This window comes from Sabulicella flocculans (genome assembly GCF_045449635.1).
In the GTDB taxonomy this organism is placed as follows: Bacteria; Pseudomonadota; Alphaproteobacteria; order Acetobacterales; family Acetobacteraceae; genus Roseococcus.
Genome location: NZ_JBJJBR010000020.1, coordinates 15,948 through 31,121 on the forward strand (window position 1 = coordinate 15,948; position 15,174 = coordinate 31,121).

At 74.7% G+C, this 15,174-nt stretch carries 17 protein-coding genes; 3 read left to right on the forward strand and 14 right to left on the reverse strand.

Going from position 1 to position 15,174, the window contains the following annotated elements:
• Positions 1-20: 20 nt before the first annotated feature.
• From thiL to ribD, 6 genes are read right to left on the reverse strand one after another with little or no spacing between them, the layout of a single operon-like run.
• Complete coding sequence (gene thiL / locus ACI6QG_RS15660) at positions 21-944, reverse strand: thiamine-phosphate kinase (protein WP_407025517.1); 924 nt, start codon at positions 942-944, stop codon at positions 21-23.
• Between the two features lie 2 nt (positions 945-946).
• A complete protein-coding gene (gene nusB, locus ACI6QG_RS15665) occupies positions 947-1,435 on the reverse strand; it encodes a transcription antitermination factor NusB (protein ID WP_407025518.1) in 489 nt (162 codons plus the stop codon).
• Complete coding sequence (gene ribH / locus ACI6QG_RS15670; RefSeq protein ID WP_407025519.1) at positions 1,432-1,908, reverse strand: 6,7-dimethyl-8-ribityllumazine synthase; 477 nt, start codon at positions 1,906-1,908, stop codon at positions 1,432-1,434. The genes nusB and ribH overlap by 4 nt, the downstream gene beginning before the upstream one ends.
• Positions 1,905-3,029, reverse strand: coding sequence for a 3,4-dihydroxy-2-butanone-4-phosphate synthase (gene ribB, locus ACI6QG_RS15675; RefSeq protein ID WP_407025520.1), 1,125 nt, complete (start codon positions 3,027-3,029; stop codon positions 1,905-1,907). Before ribB ends, ribH begins: the two co-directional genes overlap by 4 nt.
• On the reverse strand, positions 3,026-3,628 hold the full coding sequence (locus ACI6QG_RS15680; protein ID WP_407025521.1) for a riboflavin synthase: 603 nt from the start codon (positions 3,626-3,628) through the stop codon (positions 3,026-3,028). Before ACI6QG_RS15680 ends, ribB begins: the two co-directional genes overlap by 4 nt.
• Positions 3,629-3,631: 3 nt before the next feature.
• A complete protein-coding gene (gene ribD, locus ACI6QG_RS15685; RefSeq protein ID WP_491630743.1) occupies positions 3,632-4,756 on the reverse strand; it encodes a bifunctional diaminohydroxyphosphoribosylaminopyrimidine deaminase/5-amino-6-(5-phosphoribosylamino)uracil reductase RibD in 1,125 nt (374 codons plus the stop codon).
• 240 nt (positions 4,757-4,996) lie between these two features.
• On the opposite strand from ribD, the gene ACI6QG_RS15690 reads away from it, so the two are divergent.
• Complete coding sequence (locus ACI6QG_RS15690; protein WP_407025522.1) at positions 4,997-5,191, forward strand: hypothetical protein; 195 nt, start codon at positions 4,997-4,999, stop codon at positions 5,189-5,191.
• A 192-nt stretch (positions 5,192-5,383) separates the two neighbouring features.
• Here ACI6QG_RS15690 and ACI6QG_RS15695 read toward each other — a convergent pair whose 3' ends face one another.
• The 8 genes from ACI6QG_RS15695 to ACI6QG_RS15730 all read right to left on the reverse strand — a co-directional run bounded on the left by ACI6QG_RS15695 (position 5,384) and on the right by ACI6QG_RS15730 (position 11,657).
• Positions 5,384-5,914, reverse strand: coding sequence for a hypothetical protein (locus ACI6QG_RS15695; protein WP_407025523.1), 531 nt, complete (start codon positions 5,912-5,914; stop codon positions 5,384-5,386).
• A gap of 58 nt (positions 5,915-5,972) precedes the next feature.
• Positions 5,973-6,425 (reverse strand): transcriptional regulator NrdR, encoded by a 453-nt coding sequence (gene nrdR / locus ACI6QG_RS15700; RefSeq protein ID WP_407025524.1) that lies wholly within the window; start codon positions 6,423-6,425, stop codon positions 5,973-5,975.
• A 205-nt stretch (positions 6,426-6,630) separates the two neighbouring features.
• The gene (glyA, locus tag ACI6QG_RS15705; protein WP_407025525.1) at positions 6,631-7,929 is read right to left on the reverse strand and encodes a serine hydroxymethyltransferase; all 1,299 of its coding nucleotides are present in this window, start codon (positions 7,927-7,929) and stop codon (positions 6,631-6,633) included.
• A 40-nt stretch (positions 7,930-7,969) separates the two neighbouring features.
• Positions 7,970-8,410: a ribose 5-phosphate isomerase B gene (gene rpiB, locus ACI6QG_RS15710; protein WP_407025526.1), complete on the reverse strand. Its 441-nt coding sequence runs from the start codon at positions 8,408-8,410 to the stop codon at positions 7,970-7,972.
• A gap of 46 nt (positions 8,411-8,456) precedes the next feature.
• Positions 8,457-9,368: a dienelactone hydrolase family protein gene (locus tag ACI6QG_RS15715; protein WP_407025527.1), complete on the reverse strand. Its 912-nt coding sequence runs from the start codon at positions 9,366-9,368 to the stop codon at positions 8,457-8,459.
• Complete coding sequence (locus ACI6QG_RS15720) at positions 9,365-10,441, reverse strand: methylated-DNA--[protein]-cysteine S-methyltransferase (protein WP_407025528.1); 1,077 nt, start codon at positions 10,439-10,441, stop codon at positions 9,365-9,367. Before ACI6QG_RS15720 ends, ACI6QG_RS15715 begins: the two co-directional genes overlap by 4 nt.
• A gap of 49 nt (positions 10,442-10,490) precedes the next feature.
• Positions 10,491-11,045 (reverse strand): tetratricopeptide repeat protein, encoded by a 555-nt coding sequence (locus ACI6QG_RS15725; protein WP_407025529.1) that lies wholly within the window; start codon positions 11,043-11,045, stop codon positions 10,491-10,493.
• Positions 11,046-11,090: 45 nt separating this feature from the next.
• A complete protein-coding gene (locus ACI6QG_RS15730; protein WP_407025530.1) occupies positions 11,091-11,657 on the reverse strand; it encodes a peroxidase-related enzyme in 567 nt (188 codons plus the stop codon).
• Positions 11,658-11,775: 118 nt separating this feature from the next.
• Between ACI6QG_RS15730 and ACI6QG_RS15735 the strand changes: the two genes are divergently transcribed.
• Positions 11,776-13,404, forward strand: coding sequence for a long-chain-fatty-acid--CoA ligase (locus ACI6QG_RS15735; protein WP_407025531.1), 1,629 nt, complete (start codon positions 11,776-11,778; stop codon positions 13,402-13,404).
• A gap of 139 nt (positions 13,405-13,543) precedes the next feature.
• A complete protein-coding gene (locus ACI6QG_RS15740) occupies positions 13,544-15,142 on the forward strand; it encodes an ABC transporter substrate-binding protein (RefSeq protein ID WP_407025532.1) in 1,599 nt (532 codons plus the stop codon).
• Positions 15,143-15,174 lie beyond the last annotated feature (32 nt).

A 15,174-nucleotide genomic window follows, 5' to 3' on the forward strand; every position in this document is an offset into this window, starting at 1 on the left:
TCCGTGATCAGGGCCGCTGGTCACACGTGGCTCCAGCCCAGCCGCGCCGGGGTGATGTCCCGGCCTTCCTCGTCCACCATGGTCACACGCGGCGGGCCCGCCGTGAAGCGGCCGATGCGCGCCAGCCCCAGGGCGGCGCAGCGCGCGGCGTCCTCCGGCGCGGCAGCCAGCAGCAATTCGTAGTCGTCGCCGCCGGTGGCCAGGGCCGCGACGGGCGCCGCGCGGTCGCTCACCGGGATGCATGCGGCCTCCACCACCGCGGCGCAGCCGCCGGCGCGGCACAGGTGGCCCAGGTCCTGCAGCAGCCCGTCGGAGACGTCCATCATCGCCCGCGCCACCCCGCGCAGCGCCTGCCCCGTCGCCAGCCGGGGCTCCGGCAGGCGGTAGCGGCGGGCCAGCCGCCCGTCCGGGTCCGGCCATTCGCCGCGCGCCGCGCGCAGCCCCAGCCAGCCATCGCCGATGCGGCCGGACACCCAGGCCTCGTCGCCCGGCCGCGCCCCGGTGCGGCGGATCGCCGCCCCGGCCGGCACCCGGCCCAGGATGGTGAGGGAGAGCGACAGCGGCCCGGGGGTGGAGACGGTGTCGCCGCCCAGCAGGTGCAGGCCGAAGGCGGCTTGGTCCTCCGCCAGCCCGGCGGCGAAGGCGGCCAGCCAGGAATCGTCCGTGCCCGGGGGCAGGGCCAGGGTCAGCAGGTAGCCCAGCGGCTCGGCGCCCATGGCGGCCAGGTCGCTCAGGTTCACCCGCAGCGCCTTGCGGCCCAGCGTTCCCGGCGGGTCGTCGGGCAGGAAGTGCACCCCGGCCACCAGGGCGTCGGCCGCCAGCACCAGCTCGGTGCCGGCGGGGCCGGGGAGCAGGGCGGCGTCGTCCAGCAGGGCCAGCGCGCCCGGCCCGGCCAGGGGGGCGAAGTGGCGGGCGATCAGGCCGAACTCCGCCGGCAGCGCCATCGCTAGAAGTCCTGCGGCTTCAGCGTCCGGGCCATGGCGTCCAGCACGCCGTTGCAGAAACGCGGCTCCTCGCCGCCGAAGAAGCCATGGGCGATGTCCATGTACTCCTTGATGACGACGCGGCCGGGCGGGCCGTCCTTTTCCCGCAGCTCGCCGCCGGCGGCGCGCAGGATGGCGCGGATCACCGGGTCCAGCCGGTGCATGCCCCAGCCCGGCGCCAGGTGGCCGGCGATGACCGTGTCCAGCGTGCCCGGCTCGGTGGCCGCGGCCCGGAGGATGCGCACGAACAGGGCGGCGTCCGCGTCCTCCACCCGCCCGTCCTCGAAGCCTTCCTGGCCCGGCACGGCGCCCAGGCGGTGGCGCAGGAACTGGTCCAGCACCGTCTCCACGCTCTCGCCCGAGGCCTCGGCGTTGAACAGCGCCTGCACGGCGGCGACGCGCGCGCCGGTGCGCTTGCGGCCCTTGGCCGGGTCCCTGGCCGCGCCGCTCACGCCGCGCCCCACGTGCGGCGCAGCGCCACCTGCATCAGGCAGGCGATGGCGGCCTCGGCGCCCTTGTTGTGGCGGTCGTCGCGGGAGCGCGCCTCGGCCTGCTCCAGCGTGTGCACCGTCAGCAGGCCGAAGCCCACGGCGGCGCCGGTCTCCGCCGTGATAGCCATGACGCCGCTGCACGCCTCGCGGCAGATGTGGTCGTAATGGTCGGTCTCGCCCTTCACCACGCAGCCCAGCAGCACCACGCCGTCATAGGGTTGCGAGAGCGACAGGCGCAGCGCCGCCGGCAGCTCGAAGGCGCCGGCCACGTCCACCTTGGCCAGCGTGCCGCCGGCCTCCGCCACCACCCGAGCCACGCCCGCGGCCATGCCGCCCACCACCTCCGCGTAATAGGGGGCCTGGATCAGCAGGATGCGGGGCGGGGCGCCCTCCAGCGTCGGGAGGGCGCGTTCGGGCGCGTCGGCGGTGCTCATTGGCGGCGTTCTTGCGCCAAGGGGCGGGTTTCGACAACCCGCAGCCCCCAGCCCTCCAGCCCCACCAGCGGCCGGGGGTTGTTGGAGAGCCGGATGATGTCCTTCAGTCCGAGGTCGGCCAGGATCTGCGCGCCGATGCCGTAGTCGCGCAGGTAGGGGGTGGCGTTGCGGTCCCGCGTGGCGCGCAGCTGGGTGGAAACGCCGTCCAGCCGCCAGTCGCGCAGCAGCACCACCACGCCGCGGCCTTCGGCGCTGATCGCCTCCATGGCGGCGTGCAGCTCCCGCACGCCCTTGCCGCCCACCAGGTCCGTCAGGATGTTGGAGGCGTGCATGCGCGTCAGCACCGGACCGGGCGCGCCGATGTCGCCCTTCACCAGCGCCACGTGCTCGCCGCCCTCGACGGTCGAGGCATAGGCGATGCAGCGCCAGTCGCCGCCCACCGCGTGCTGGATGGCGGCCTCCTCCACCCGCCTCACCAGCCGCTCGGTGCGGCGGCGATGCGCGATCAGGTCGGCGATGGTGCCGAGCTTGAGGTTGTGGTGCTGCGCGAAGGCGACGAGGTCCGGCAGGCGGGCCATCGAGCCGTCCTCGTTCATGATCTCGCAGATCACGCCGGAGGGGTTGAGGCCGGCGAGGCGGGCGAAATCCACCGCCGCCTCGGTGTGCCCGGCGCGGACCAGCGTGCCGCCGTCGCGCGCCACCAGCGGGAAGACGTGGCCGGGCGTGGTGATCTCCTCGCGCCCCAGCTCCGGGTTGATCGCCACGGCCACGGTGCGCGCGCGGTCGGCGGCGCTGATGCCGGTGGAGACGCCCTCGCGCGCCTCGATGCTCACGGTGAAGGCGGTCTGGTGGCGGGTGCCGTTGCTCTGCGCCATCAGCGGCAGGCCCAGGCGCTCCACGCGCGCGCGCGTCATCGCCAGGCAGATCAGGCCGCGGGCGAAGCGGGCCATGAAGTTGATGGCGTCCGGCGTGGCGAATTGCGCGGGGATGACCAGGTCGCCCTCGTTCTCCCGGTCCTCGTCATCCACCAGGATGAACATGCGGCCGCGGCGGGCCTCCTCCAGCAGCTCCTCGGTGGGGGAGATGAACTGGTGCAGGCTGGTGGCGAGCGGTGCGGTCAACGGCGGAACTCCAGCAGGCGGGCCACGTAGCGCGCCAGGGTGTCGATTTCCAGGTTCACCGCGTCGCCGGGCTGCAAGGTGCCGATGGTGGTGTGGGCGGCGGTGTGGGGAATGATGTTGACCCCGAACTCCCGCCCGTCAACCTCGTTCACCGTGAGCGACACGCCATCCACCGCGATGGAGCCCTTGGACGCGATGAAGCCCGCGATGGCCTCCGGCGCGCGGAAGCGCCAGCGCACCGAGGCGTTCTCCGGCGTGGCGGACAGCACCTCGCCCACCCCGTCCACATGGCCGGAGACGAGGTGCCCGCCCAGCTCGTCGCCCAGCTTCAGCGCGCGCTCCAGGTTGATGCGCCCGCCCGGGCGCCAGCCGCCCAGGGTGGTCTTGCTCAGCGTCTCGGCGGAGGCGTCCACCGCGAAGGCGTCGGCGTGCAGCTCGACCGCCGTCAGGCAGACGCCGGAGCAGGCGATGGAGCAGCCCAGCTCCGCGCCCTTCAGGAAGTCCGGTGCGACGCCGACCAGCAGGCGCATGTCCTGGCCCTCGCCGATGGGCTGGACCTCCCGCAAGGTGCCGAGCGCGGAAACGATGCCGGTGAACATGGGCTAATCCCTTTCGAACTCGGTGAGGATGTCGGGGCCGGCCGCCAGTCGCGCCAGGGGGCGGAAGCGCGGCATGGCCCCCAGCCGCGCGATGCCCAGCGCATCCAGCGCGGCGCGGGCATCGCCGCCCAGCAGGGCAGGGGCGTGGAACCAGGCCAGGCGGTCCACCAGCCCGGCGCGCAGCAGGGCGGCCGCCAGCGTGCCCCCGCATTCGGCCAGCACGCGGGTGACGCCGCGGGCCGCCAGCGCGGCCAGCATGGGGCGCGGCTGGAGGCCGCCGCCCCCCTCCATCGTCCTGGGGGCGCGGCGCACGGTGACGACCTCGACGCCGGCTGCGATGAAGGGCGCCAGCGCGGCCGGGCGGTGGCCGGCGCCGGTCAGCAGCCAGGTCGGCGCCGAACGCGCGGTGCGCACCAGCTTCGCCCCGGGCGGGGTGCGCAGCCGGGCATCGGCCACCACGCGCAGTGTCGGCGCGCGCTCCATGCCCGGGATGCGGCAGGTCAGGTCGGGGTCGTCCGCCAGCACGGTGCCGCTGCCGACCAGCACGGCGTCGTGGCGGGCGCGCAGGGCATGCACCTGCCGGCGGGCCTCGGGACCGGTGATCCAGCGGCTCTCGCCCGAGGCGGTAGCGATGCGCCCGTCCAGGGTGGAGGCCAGCTTGAGCGTGACCAGCGGCAGCCCCTCGGTGATGCGCTTGAGGAAGCCGGCCTGCATGGCGCGCGCCGCGTCCTCGCCCACGCCCTCGGTGACTTCGATGCCGGCGTCGCGCAGGCGGCGCAGGCCGCGGCCATCCACCCGCGGGTCGGGGTCGCGCATCGCCGCCACCACCCGCGCCACGCCCGCGCGGATCAGCGCCTCGCAGCAGGGGGGCGTGCGGCCGTGGTGGGAGCAGGGCTCCAGCGTCACGTAGGCGGTGGCGCCGCGCGCGGCGTCGCCGGCCTGGCGCAGCGCCTCCGTCTCGGCATGGGGGCGGCCGCCGGGCTGGGTCCAGCCGCGGCCCACCACCCGGCCCCCGCGCACCAGAACGCAGCCCACGGCCGGGTTCGGCCAGGCATTGCCCAGGCCGCGCCGCGCGAGGTGCAGGGCGGCGGCCATGTGGGCCGCGTCCTCGGGTCGGGCGTCGCTCACGCCCCCGCGGTTAGCCCCGCGCGGCGGCGCCGTCCATCCGGCGCGGGCGGCGCAGCGCGAGGCCGAGCAGGCCCACGGCCAGGAGAGGCAGCGCGGCGGGAGTCGGGACGTAGACGCGCACGTAGCCGAAGTACCCGTCGGGCGTGGAGGGCGACGGCGTGACGAGGAAGGTGTGGTCGCCCGGGAACAGCTCGAAGGCGAGCTTGCTGAGGGCCGGGTCGGCGTAGGCGTCGGGGGGGGTTGATCGCCGATGGCCCCGAACTCGTGCCCGGCTGCGACGACAGGAACTCCCGCACGCCCTGGGCGCTGATCCAGGTGACGGCGAAGCGGTCGCCGGGGCGTTCCGCGTCGGTCAGCACGAACACGGCGCGCAGCGTGCCCGGCGCGATCGTGGTGGTGAACGAGGCGATCGGCTCCTCCAGCCGGCAGTCGTAGACCCCGGCTGCCTGGAACGCGAAGCAGAAGGGCTGCCAGCTGATCCCGGGCGGCAGCACGGTGGCGGCGCGCACCGGCGAGGCGGCGAGGAGGAGGAGCGAGAGGGCCAGGACGATTCGGCGTATGCGGCGTCTCCAGGGAGAAGCGGAGATCTTGCCCGACGGGCAAGGCTCAAGGCCAGTCATCGCGCGGTCACGTCCTCAACCGCGGCCGCCCGGCTCCCCCAAGGCCGAGCAGGCCGAGGCCGAACAGCGCCAGGGCCCCGGGCACCGGCACCGCGGTCGGCGCGCTCACCACCCGGATGAAGCCCTGGCCGGCGCCGTAGGGGGAATCCTCCACGAACAGCGCGAACTCGTTGAAGCCGGGGTCGAGCGTGACAGACAGGCGGCTGAACAGGCCGGAGGCGAAGGCGGCGTCCGGGTCCGGCTGGTTGGGCGCGCCCAGCGGCACGGAGGAGGAGAGGAGGACGTCGAAGCCGTTCAGCACCAGGCGGAAGCGGTCGCCCGACAGGAAGGCGTCCGTCACCTCGATGGTGGTGGTGGTGCCGCCGGCGATGGTGAAGAAAGGGCTGCTTCCGCCCCCGCCCCCGACGCAGCCGGTGGCCTCGGTGCCGGCGGCGCCGAAGCAGAAGGGGGTCCAGGGCGCGTCGAGCGCCAGGAAGGTGGCGGCGCGCGACGGCGCGGCGGCCAGCAGCAGCAGGGCGGCGAGCAGCATGGGGCGCATGGGGGCGTCTCCGGCGGTGGCGGGCCGGCGGAGGTTGCCCGATGGGCAAGCCCGGGCGCTAGGGATTTTCGAGGTCGGACAGGAAGGCGCCGAAATCCTTGGCCTCGGAGAAGTTCTGGTAGACCGAGGCGAAGCGGACATAGGCCACTTGGTCCACCTCGCGCAGCGCCTCCATCACCATCTCGCCGATGCGGCGCGAGGGTATCTCGCCCTCCGCCTCCATCTCCATGCGGCGCTGGATGGCGTTGACGATGCGCTCGATGCGCTCCTCCTCCACCGGGCGCTTGCGGCAGGCGATGCGCACGGAGCGCAGCAGCTTGTCGCGGTCGAAGGGCACGCGGCGGCCATCGGTCTTGAGCACGGTGAGGTCACGGAGCTGCACGCGCTCGAAGGTGGTGAAGCGGTTGCCACAGCCGGTGCAGAAGCGGCGGCGGCGGATCGCGGTGCCGTCATCGGACGGGCGCGAGTCCTTCACCTGGGTGTCCTCGTGGCCGCAATAGGGGCACCTCATGCGGACGGCCCGGAGGTCGTGAAGGTGGTCGGTGCCATCCGCATGCGTGTGTTTCCTGTGCCGTCAGGCGCCGGGCGCGGCCTCCGGCCGCTTGGCTTCGCCGCGCCGCGGGGGCGCCGGCTGCCAAGGCGGCTGGGCGGCGCCGGCCGCGTCGCGGCCGGATTCTGCCGTGATGTGGCCGGGTTGGCCAGGGCGTCCCGGCTGCTCAGTACACCGGGAAGCGGGCGCAGAGGGCCTTCACCTCATCCGCCACCTGCTTCTCCACCGCCTCGTTCGCCTCGGGCGCATTGGCCTTGGCCAGCCCGTCCAGCACGCGGCCGATCAGCCGGCCGACCTCGCGGAACTCCGCCTCGCCGAAGCCGCGGGTGGTGGCGGCCGGCGTGCCCAGGCGGATGCCGCTGGTCACCATCGGCTTGGCGGGGTCGAAGGGGATGGCGTTCTTGTTGCAGGTCAGGTGGGCGCGGCCCAGCGCGGCCTCGGCCGCCTTGCCGGTCAGGCCCTTGGGGCGCAGATCCACCAGCATCAGGTGGCTGTCGGTGCCGCCGGAAACGATGGCCAGCCCCTGCCCCACCAGCTCATCGGCCAGGGCGCGGGCATTGGCCACCACCTGCCTGGCATAGGCGCGGAACTCGGGGCGCAGCGCCTCGCCGAAGGCCACGGCCTTGGCGGCGATCACGTGCATCAGCGGCCCGCCCTGCAGGCCGGGGAACATGGCGGAGTTGATCTTCTTCGCCAGCGCCTCGTCATCCGTCAGCACCATGCCGCCGCGCGGGCCGCGCAGCGTCTTGTGGGTGGTGGTGGTCGTCACGTGGGCGTGCGGCACCGGGCTGTCATAGGCGCCCGCCGCCACCAGGCCGGCGTAGTGCGCCATGTCCACCATCAGCACCGCGCCCACCTCGTCCGCCACGCGGCGGAAGCGCGCCCAATCGATCTGGCGCGAATAGGCGCTGCCGCCGGCGATGATCATCTTCGGCCGGTGCTCGCGCGCCAGCCGCTCCATCGCCTCGTAGTCCAGCAGCCCGTCCTCGGCCCGCACGCCATAGGCGATGGGGCGGAACCACTTGCCGGAGAAGTTCACGGGTGCCCCGTGGGTGAGGTGCCCGCCCGCGGCGAGGTCCATCGCCAGGAAGGCGTCGCCCGGCTGCAGCACGGCGAAGAACACGGCGAGGTTGGCCGAGGCGCCGGAATGCGGCTGCACGTTGGCGAAGCGGCAGCCGAACAGCTGCTTGGCGCGCTCGATGGCCAGGGTCTCGGCCACGTCCACGTACTCGCAGCCGCCGTAGTAGCGGCGGCCCGGATAGCCCTCGGCGTACTTGTTGGTCAGCACGGAGCCCTGCGCCTCCAGCACGGCGCGCGAGACGATGTTCTCCGACGCGATCAGCTCGATGCCGTCCTGCTGGCGCACCAGCTCCTGCTGGACGCAGGCGGCCAGCTCGGCATCGGCCTCGGCCAGCCCGGCCTGGAAGAAGCGGGCGGGGAGGAAGCGGGGGGTGCTCTCGTTCATCGCGGGGGCCTTCCGGGGGAAGTTCTTGCAGGCGCGCTTATCAGGCCAGGGCCACGGGCGAAAGCTTGTCCACGCGGGGCCGGTGGCGGCCGCCCTCGAAGGGCGTGGCCAGGAAGGCGCGCAGGGCGTCCAGCGCCACCTCCTCCCCCGTGGTGCGGGCGCCGAAGCAGGCGATGTTGGCGTCGTTGTGCTGGCGGGTCAGCCGCGCCTCGGTGGGCCCGTGCAGCACGGCGGCGCGGATGGCGGGGTGGCGGTTGGCCGCCATGGCCATGCCGATGCCGGTGCCGCAGGCCAGCACGCCCAGGGCGGCCTCGCCCGCCGCCACCTTCGCCGCCACCGCATGGGCGAAGTCGGGGTAGTCGCAGGATTCCGGGCCGTGGGTGCCGGCGTCGAGGACCTGGTGGCCCATGGCCTCCAGGGCGGAAGCCAGGCTGCGCTTCAGCGGCAGCCCGGCGTGGTCGGAGCCGATGGCGATGATCATGCCCCGCCTTCTAGCACGCCCCGCGCCCGGCACACCCGGGCTCCGCTCATGGGAGCCCCGCGACGAACTCCATGACCATCCGCCGCGATTCCGCCCGCGCCGGGCCGTCCGGGCCGAAGGACACGGTGCGCCCGTCCGGCAGCAGCCGCTGCCGCACCCCGCCGGACAGCCCGTCGAAGCCGTGACGGGCGCCGGGGAACAGGTGGGCCCGCACCAGGGGCGAGCGCGCCGCCCAGTCCTGGCAGGGCTGCGGGCGCGTCCAGTCGTCCTCGCCGCCCAGCAGCATCAGCAGGGGCGGGGCGGCTTGGCCCAGCGGCGCCGGGGCGCCGGTGTCACCCCGCGGCGCCGGCGCGCCGACTTCTCCCCGCGGCGCCGGCGCGCCGACTTCTCCCCGCGGCGCTGGCGCGCCGACCTCTGCCCGCGGCGCCGGCGCGCCGACGCACCCCGGATAGAACGCCACCGCCCCGGCCAGTTGCCCCGGCGCCGCCGCGGCCCAGGCGGCGAGGGTGGTGGAGCCGCCATGCGACCAGCCCAGCAGCACCGGCGCGCCCCAGCCCTGCGCCCGCGCCCAGTCGGCGGCGGCCAGCGCGTCCTGGCGCCGCAGGCCGAACGGGCCGGCGGGAAAGCCGCGAACGCCGCAGGCCTCGCCCAGCCCGCGCGAGCCGAAGCTGTCGGGCATCACCACCGGGTGGCCGGCCGCCACCAGCCGCGCCGCCCAGTCCACCTCGCGCGGGGGCGGGCGCAGCGGGCGGGCGCCGGTGCCGATGCCGCCGCAGCCATGCAGCGCCACCACCGGGGCGCCGGTGGGGCGCTCCGGCAGGGCCAGCAGGGCGCGCAGCGTCACGCCGCCGGGGCCGGGAATGGCCACCTCGCGCAGCGCCAGCGCGGGCGGCGCCTCGTCGGCCGCCACGGCGGCGCAGCCCGCCAGCAGCAGCAGCGGGGCCAGCGATCGCCTCATTCCCGTCCCTCCCCCTCCAGCAGCGCGCGCTTGGCCGGCACGCCCCAGCGATAGCCGGTCAGCGCGCCATCGGCGCCGACCACGCGGTGGCAGGGCACCGCCAGCGCCACCGGGTTCTGCGCGCAGGCGCGGGCGACGGCGCGGGTGGCGCGCGGCATGCCCATGGCGGCGGCCAGGCCGGAATAGGTGGCGGGCCGCCCGGGCGGGATGGCCCGCAGCGCCTCCCACACCCGGCGCTGGAAGGCGGTGCCGCGCAGGTCCAGCGGCAGGTCCAGCGCCAGCGCCGGCTCGCGCAGCTTGGCCGCCACCTGGGCGACGATGCCGGCCAGGGCGGGGTCGGCCACCACCTCGGCGCGGGGGAAGCGGCGGCGCAGGTCGCCTTCCAGCGCCTCGGGCGCCTCGCCGAAGCCGATGAAGCACACGCCCTGCGCCGTGGCGCCCACCAGCAGCGGGCCCATGGCGCTGTCGGCGTGGGCGATGCCGATGCGCTCGCCCGCGCCGCCGCGCCGCGCGGCGCCCGGCGTCATGCCCAGGGGCGGGCGCTCGTAGACGCGGCTCTCGCTGCCGAAGCCGGCGCCGGCCACGGCGTCGGCCACGCGCTCGCCGGCCGCCAGGGCGGCCATCAGGCGGCGGGCGCGCAGGCCCTCGGCGTAGGAACGGGGGGTGACGCCCGTCACCTCGCGGAACAGGCGCAGGAAATGGTGGCGGCCATAGCCGGCGCGCCTGGCCAGGGCGTCCAGGCTGGGGATGGCCTCGGCCTGCTCCATCATCGCGACGGCGGCGGCGATGGCGGCGCGATGCAGGGCGGCGCGCGCCCCCTCGGGGTCGCAGCGCAGGCAGGGGCGGAAGCCGGCGGCGCGGGCGGCCGGCGCATCGGCGAAGAAGCGGGCGTTGCGGCGCAGCGGCGGGCGGGCCGGGCAGCCGGGGCGGCAGAACACCCCCTGCGTCGTCACCGCGTACAGGAAGGCGCCACAAGCCGGGGCGGGGTCGCGCGCCAGCACGGCGGCCCAGCGGGCGGCGTCGGGGTCCAGGGCGTGGGGGTCCAGGGCTTCGGGCGTCAGGGCGTCGGGCATGGGGCCAGCCTGCCGCGGCGCGCCCGCGGGCGCCTTCCGGCCGTTGCCCTCAACTGGCCTCCCCCTCCACCTTGCGGCGCAGGTCGCGCAGCCGGGCCTCGCCGCCGGCCAAGCGGGGATGGATGGCCAGGGCGGCCTCCAGCGAGCGCAGGGCGCCGCGCTCGTCGCCCGCCTCCTCCTGCACGCGCGAGAGGGTGAGCAGGGCGGCGAAGTGCCGCGGCTCCAGCCGCAGGCATTCGCGCAGGTCGGCCAGGGCGGCGGGGGCGTCGCCGGTGCGGGCATGGGCCTGGGCGCGCCAGTGCCAGGCATCGGCCAAGCGGGGGGCCAGCACCAGGGCGGCGTCGAAATCCTCTAGCGCCTCGCCGGCCTGGCCGCCGCGCAGGTTGCGGATGCCGCGGTTCAGCAGCAGCGCCACCGCCGGGCTTGCCTGCCGGGCCCAGAGCTGGACGATGACGGATTCCGCCATCCGCCCGCCCGCCTCGTCGGGCGCGTCGCGCAGGGCGGCGAAGGCGCGGTCCAGGTCGCGGCCCGGCGCCTCGGCCGGGCGGGGCTGCGCGGCGGCGGGCAGCGCGAGGAGCAGCAGGAGGGCCAGGGCGGCGCGCATCCCGCCATGCTGGACCGCCTAAGCCGCCCGGCGCAACCGCGGGCTTCAGCGGCCCAGCGCGTAGAACTCGGCGTTGGGGCGCATGGAGGTGACGTTGGCCATGCGGTTGCTCATGCCGAAGAAGGCGGCGATGGCGGCCATGTCCCAGGCGTCCTCCTCCGTCCAGCCATGGGCGGCCAGGGCGGCGTAGTCGTCCTCGCCCACCGCATGCGCCGCGAAGGCCACCTTCATGGCGAAGTCCAGCATGGCCTTCTGCTTCGGGGTGATGTCGGCCTTGCGGTAGTTGATGGCCACCTGGTCCGCCACGTGCGGGTCCTTGGCGCGGATGCGCAGGATGGCCCCGTGCGCCACCACGCAGTACTGGCACTGGTTGGCGTTGGAGGTGGCGACCACGATCATCTCGCGCTCGGCCTTGGTCAGCCCGCCGGGCTTGTCCATCAGCGCGTCGTGATAGGCGAAGAAGGCGCGGAACTCGTCGGGCCGGTGGGCCAGCACCAGGAACACGTTGGGGATGAAGCCGGACTTGTCCTGCACGGCCTGGATGCGCGCGCGGATGTCCTCGGGCATCTCCGCGAGCGTGGGGACGGGGAAGCGGCTGATGGCGGCGGTCATGCCCGCAGGGTGGCGGGGCGAGGGGCACCGGGCAAGGGGGCGCCGGCACGCGGCCCTTCCCGCCGCCGGCCGATGCGCTACGCTCGGCGGGCAAAAGAACACGGGAGGTCCGACGACCATGCTGCGCGGCCTGATGCAGGAGCACCCGCTCCTGGTCTCCTCCATCCTCGCCCATGCGGCGAAGCACCACGCCGGCTCGCGCATCGTCGCCGCCACGCCCGAGGGCGGGCGCGAGCGCACGACCTGGCCGGGCATCGAGCACGCGGCCAAGCGCATCGCCCAGGCGCTGGGGCGGCGCGGCGTCCAGCAGGGCGAGCGCATCGCCACCCTGGGCTGGAACTGCCAGCACCACCTGGCGCTGTACTACGCGGTGTCGGGCATGGGCGCGGTGCTGCACACGGTGAACCCGCGCCTGTTCGCCGACCAGGTGGCCTTCATCCTGGAGGACGCGCAGGACACCCACCTGTTCGTGGACCCCTCCGTGCTGCCGGCGCTGACCGCGGTGGCCGACCGCCTGCCGAAGTCGCTGCGCGCGGTGGTGCTGATGCGCGACGCGCCGAAGCCCGGCCTGCCCTGCGAGGTGCTGACCCTGGAGGAGCTGGTGGCCGGCGAGGACGGCGACACGCCCTGGCCCACGCTGGACGAGCGCGCGGCGTCGTCGCTCTGCTACACCTCCGGCACCACGGGCATGCCCAAGGGGGTGCTGTATTCGCACCGCTCCACCGTGCTGCACGCCATGGCGGCGGTGCAGCCGGACGTGTTCAACCTCGGCGCGCGCGACGTCTCGATGCCGGTGGTGCCGATGTTCCACGTCAACGCCTGGGGCATCCCCTATGCCGCGCCGATGGTCGGCGCCTCCATGGTGCTGCCCGGCCCGCGCCTGGACCCGGCCAGCCTGTTCGCCCTGTTCGAGGAGGAGGGCGTCACCGCCTCCGCCGGGGTGCCGACCATCTGGACCATGCTGCTGCAATGGCTGCGCGCCGACCCCGCGCGCCGCTTCACCCGGCCGCCGCGGCTGGTGGTGGGCGGCACCGCCCTGCCGGTAGCGGTGACCGAGGGCTTCCTGAAGGAATACGGCGTGGAGATCCTGCATGCCTGGGGCATGACGGAGATCTCGCCGCTGGGCAGCGTCAACGCCCGCAAGGCCGAGAACGCCGAGTGGGACCAGGACCGCTTCCTGGCCTACAGCCGCAAGCAGGGCCGGCCGCAATTCGGCGTGGACTTCCGCGTGCTGGACGCCGGGGGCGCGGAGATCGCGCATGACGACCTGGCCTTCGGCGAGCTGGAGGTGCAGGGCCACTGGACGGCCGGCGGCTACTTCAACCGCCCCGGCGACCCCGCCATCACCGCCGATGGCTGGTTCCGCACCGGCGACGTGGTGACGGTGGACGCGCTGGGCTCCATCGAGATCGTGGACCGCGCCAAGGACGTCATCAAGTCGGGCGGCGAGTGGATCTCCTCCATCACGCTGGAGAACCTGGCCTTGGCGCACCCGGACGTGCAGCTGGCCGCCGCCATCCCGGTGGCGCATCCCAAGTGGGACGAGCGGCCGCTGCTGGTGGTGGTGCCCAGGCCCGGCACGGCGCCCACCCCCGACAGCATCCTCGCCACGCTGGAGGGCAAGGTGGCGAAGTGGTGGATGCCCGACGCGGTGGAATTCGTGGACAGCCTGCCGCTGACCGCCACCGGCAAGCTGTGGAAGGCCGAGCTGAAGAAGCGCTTCAAGGACTACGCCTTGCCCGGCTGAATGCGCAGGCGCCGGGCAGCCTGCCCGATTCCTGCCCAGCCCCCGGCACGGCGGGCCGCAGGCGGCGCGCATCGGCGCTTGCGGCGGCCGCGCCGGCCCTGCTGCCATCGTGGCGCCGCTTTCCGAAAGGCCCGCCACGATGGGATTTCCGCTCGCCCTCGGTCTCTCCGTGCTGCTTTCCGCCCTGCCGGCCGCCGCGCAGCCGGCGCGGGAGAAGGTCCTGCGCATCGCCATGACGGCGGCCGACGTGCCCACCACCACCGGCATGCCCAACAACGGCTTCGAGGGGATGCGCTTCCTCGGCTACCCGGTCTTCGAGGGGCTGGTGCTGTGGGACCTGTCGCGCTCCGACCGCCCCGCCGGGCTGCGCCCCGGCCTCGCGGAGTCCTGGCGGCAGGACCCGGCCGACCCGCAAAGCTGGATTTTCACCCTGCGCGAAGGGGTGCGCTTCCACGACGGCACGCCCTTCGACGCCGACGCCGTGATTTGGAACCTGGAACGCTACTTCAACAACCAGGCGCCGCAATTCGAGGCGCAGGGCGCCGGCATCTCCCGCGCGCGGGTGCCAATCCTGGAATCCTACCGAAAGGTGGATGCGCGCACCGTCGCCTTCCGCACCAGCCGCGTCGCCTCCTACTTCCCCTACATGGTGGTCTACCTGCTCTTCACCTCGCCGCAGAGCTTCGAGGCAGCGGGGCGGGACTGGGCGCGCGCCGCCGCGCTGCCGGCGGCCGGCACCGGGCCCTTCCGCCTCTCGCGCTTCGTGCCGCGCCAGTCGGCCGAGCTGTCGCGCAACGCGGAGTACTGGGACCGCGCGCGGGTGCCGCTGCTCGACCGCGTGGTGCTGCTGCCGATGCCCGAGGCGACGACGCGCCTGGCCGCGCTGCGCTCCGGCCAGGTGGACTGGATTGAGGTGCCGCCGCCCGACGCCATCCCCTCGTTGCGGCAGGCGGGCTTCACCATCTCCACCGGCTCCTACCCGCATGTCTGGCCCTGGATGTTCCAGACCGCGCAGCCGCCCTTCAACGACGTGCGGGTGCGCCAGGCGCTGAACTGGTGCGTGGACCGCGCCGGGCTGGTGCAGCTGCTGAACGGCACGGCCGAGCCCAGCGTGGGCTGGCTGAAGCCCACCGACCCGCAATTCGGCGCGCCGGAGAACCGCTACGGCTTCGACCCCGCCCGCGGCCGCCGCCTGCTGGCCGAGGCCGGCTTCACGGCCCAGCGCCCCCTGGCCTTCAAGGTGATGATTTCGACCTCCGGCTCGGGCCAGATGCTGCCGCTGCCGATGAACGAGTTCCTGCAGCAGAACCTGCGCGAGGCCTGCGGCGTCAACGTCACCTTTGAGGTCACGGAGTGGAACACGCTGCTGCAGGCCGCGCGCTCGGCGCCCGGGGCGGCGGTGCTGGCGGGCTCGGCGGCGCTGAACCCCTCCTCGCCTTCCTCCGACCCCTCGGTGATGGCGCGCTACTTCCTGCAGGCCTTCGTGCCGCCCAACGGCTTCAACTGGCCGCAATGGAACGACCCGGCCTTCGAGGCCGCCTTCGCCGCGCTGGAGCGCGCCGGCGACGAGGCCGCCTTCAACGCCGCCTATGCCCAGGCCCATGCGCGGCTGGTGGACAACCCGCCGTGGCTCTACATCGTGCACGACCTCAACCCGCGCGCCATGTCGCGCCGGGTGCGCGGCTTCCAGCCGGCGCAGAGCTGGTTCCAGGACCTGGTGACGGTGGACATCCAGTAGCGTGGGCGCATCATCGGCGCGTCCATGTCCAG

Coding starts and splice junctions, on each gene's coding strand:
- thiL (WP_407025517.1), bottom strand. CDS start 944: ATGGCGCTGCCGGCGGAGTTCGGCCTGATCGCCCGCCACTTCGCCCCC.
- ribH (WP_407025519.1), bottom strand. CDS start 1,908: ATGAGCACCGCCGACGCGCCCGAACGCGCCCTCCCGACGCTGGAGGGC.
- ACI6QG_RS15680 (WP_407025521.1), bottom strand. CDS start 3,628: ATGTTCACCGGCATCGTTTCCGCGCTCGGCACCTTGCGGGAGGTCCAG.
- ACI6QG_RS15695 (WP_407025523.1), bottom strand. CDS start 5,914: ATGCGCCCCATGCTGCTCGCCGCCCTGCTGCTGCTGGCCGCCGCGCCG.
- nrdR (WP_407025524.1), bottom strand. CDS start 6,425: ATGAGGTGCCCCTATTGCGGCCACGAGGACACCCAGGTGAAGGACTCG.
- glyA (WP_407025525.1), bottom strand. CDS start 7,929: ATGAACGAGAGCACCCCCCGCTTCCTCCCCGCCCGCTTCTTCCAGGCC.
- rpiB (WP_407025526.1), bottom strand. CDS start 8,410: ATGATCATCGCCATCGGCTCCGACCACGCCGGGCTGCCGCTGAAGCGC.
- ACI6QG_RS15715 (WP_407025527.1), bottom strand. CDS start 9,368: ATGAGGCGATCGCTGGCCCCGCTGCTGCTGCTGGCGGGCTGCGCCGCC.
- ACI6QG_RS15720 (WP_407025528.1), bottom strand. CDS start 10,441: ATGCCCGACGCCCTGACGCCCGAAGCCCTGGACCCCCACGCCCTGGAC.
- ACI6QG_RS15725 (WP_407025529.1), bottom strand. CDS start 11,045: ATGCGCGCCGCCCTGGCCCTCCTGCTGCTCCTCGCGCTGCCCGCCGCC.
- ACI6QG_RS15730 (WP_407025530.1), bottom strand. CDS start 11,657: ATGACCGCCGCCATCAGCCGCTTCCCCGTCCCCACGCTCGCGGAGATG.
- ACI6QG_RS15735 (WP_407025531.1), top strand. CDS start 11,776: ATGCTGCGCGGCCTGATGCAGGAGCACCCGCTCCTGGTCTCCTCCATC.
- ACI6QG_RS15740 (WP_407025532.1), top strand. CDS start 13,544: ATGGGATTTCCGCTCGCCCTCGGTCTCTCCGTGCTGCTTTCCGCCCTG.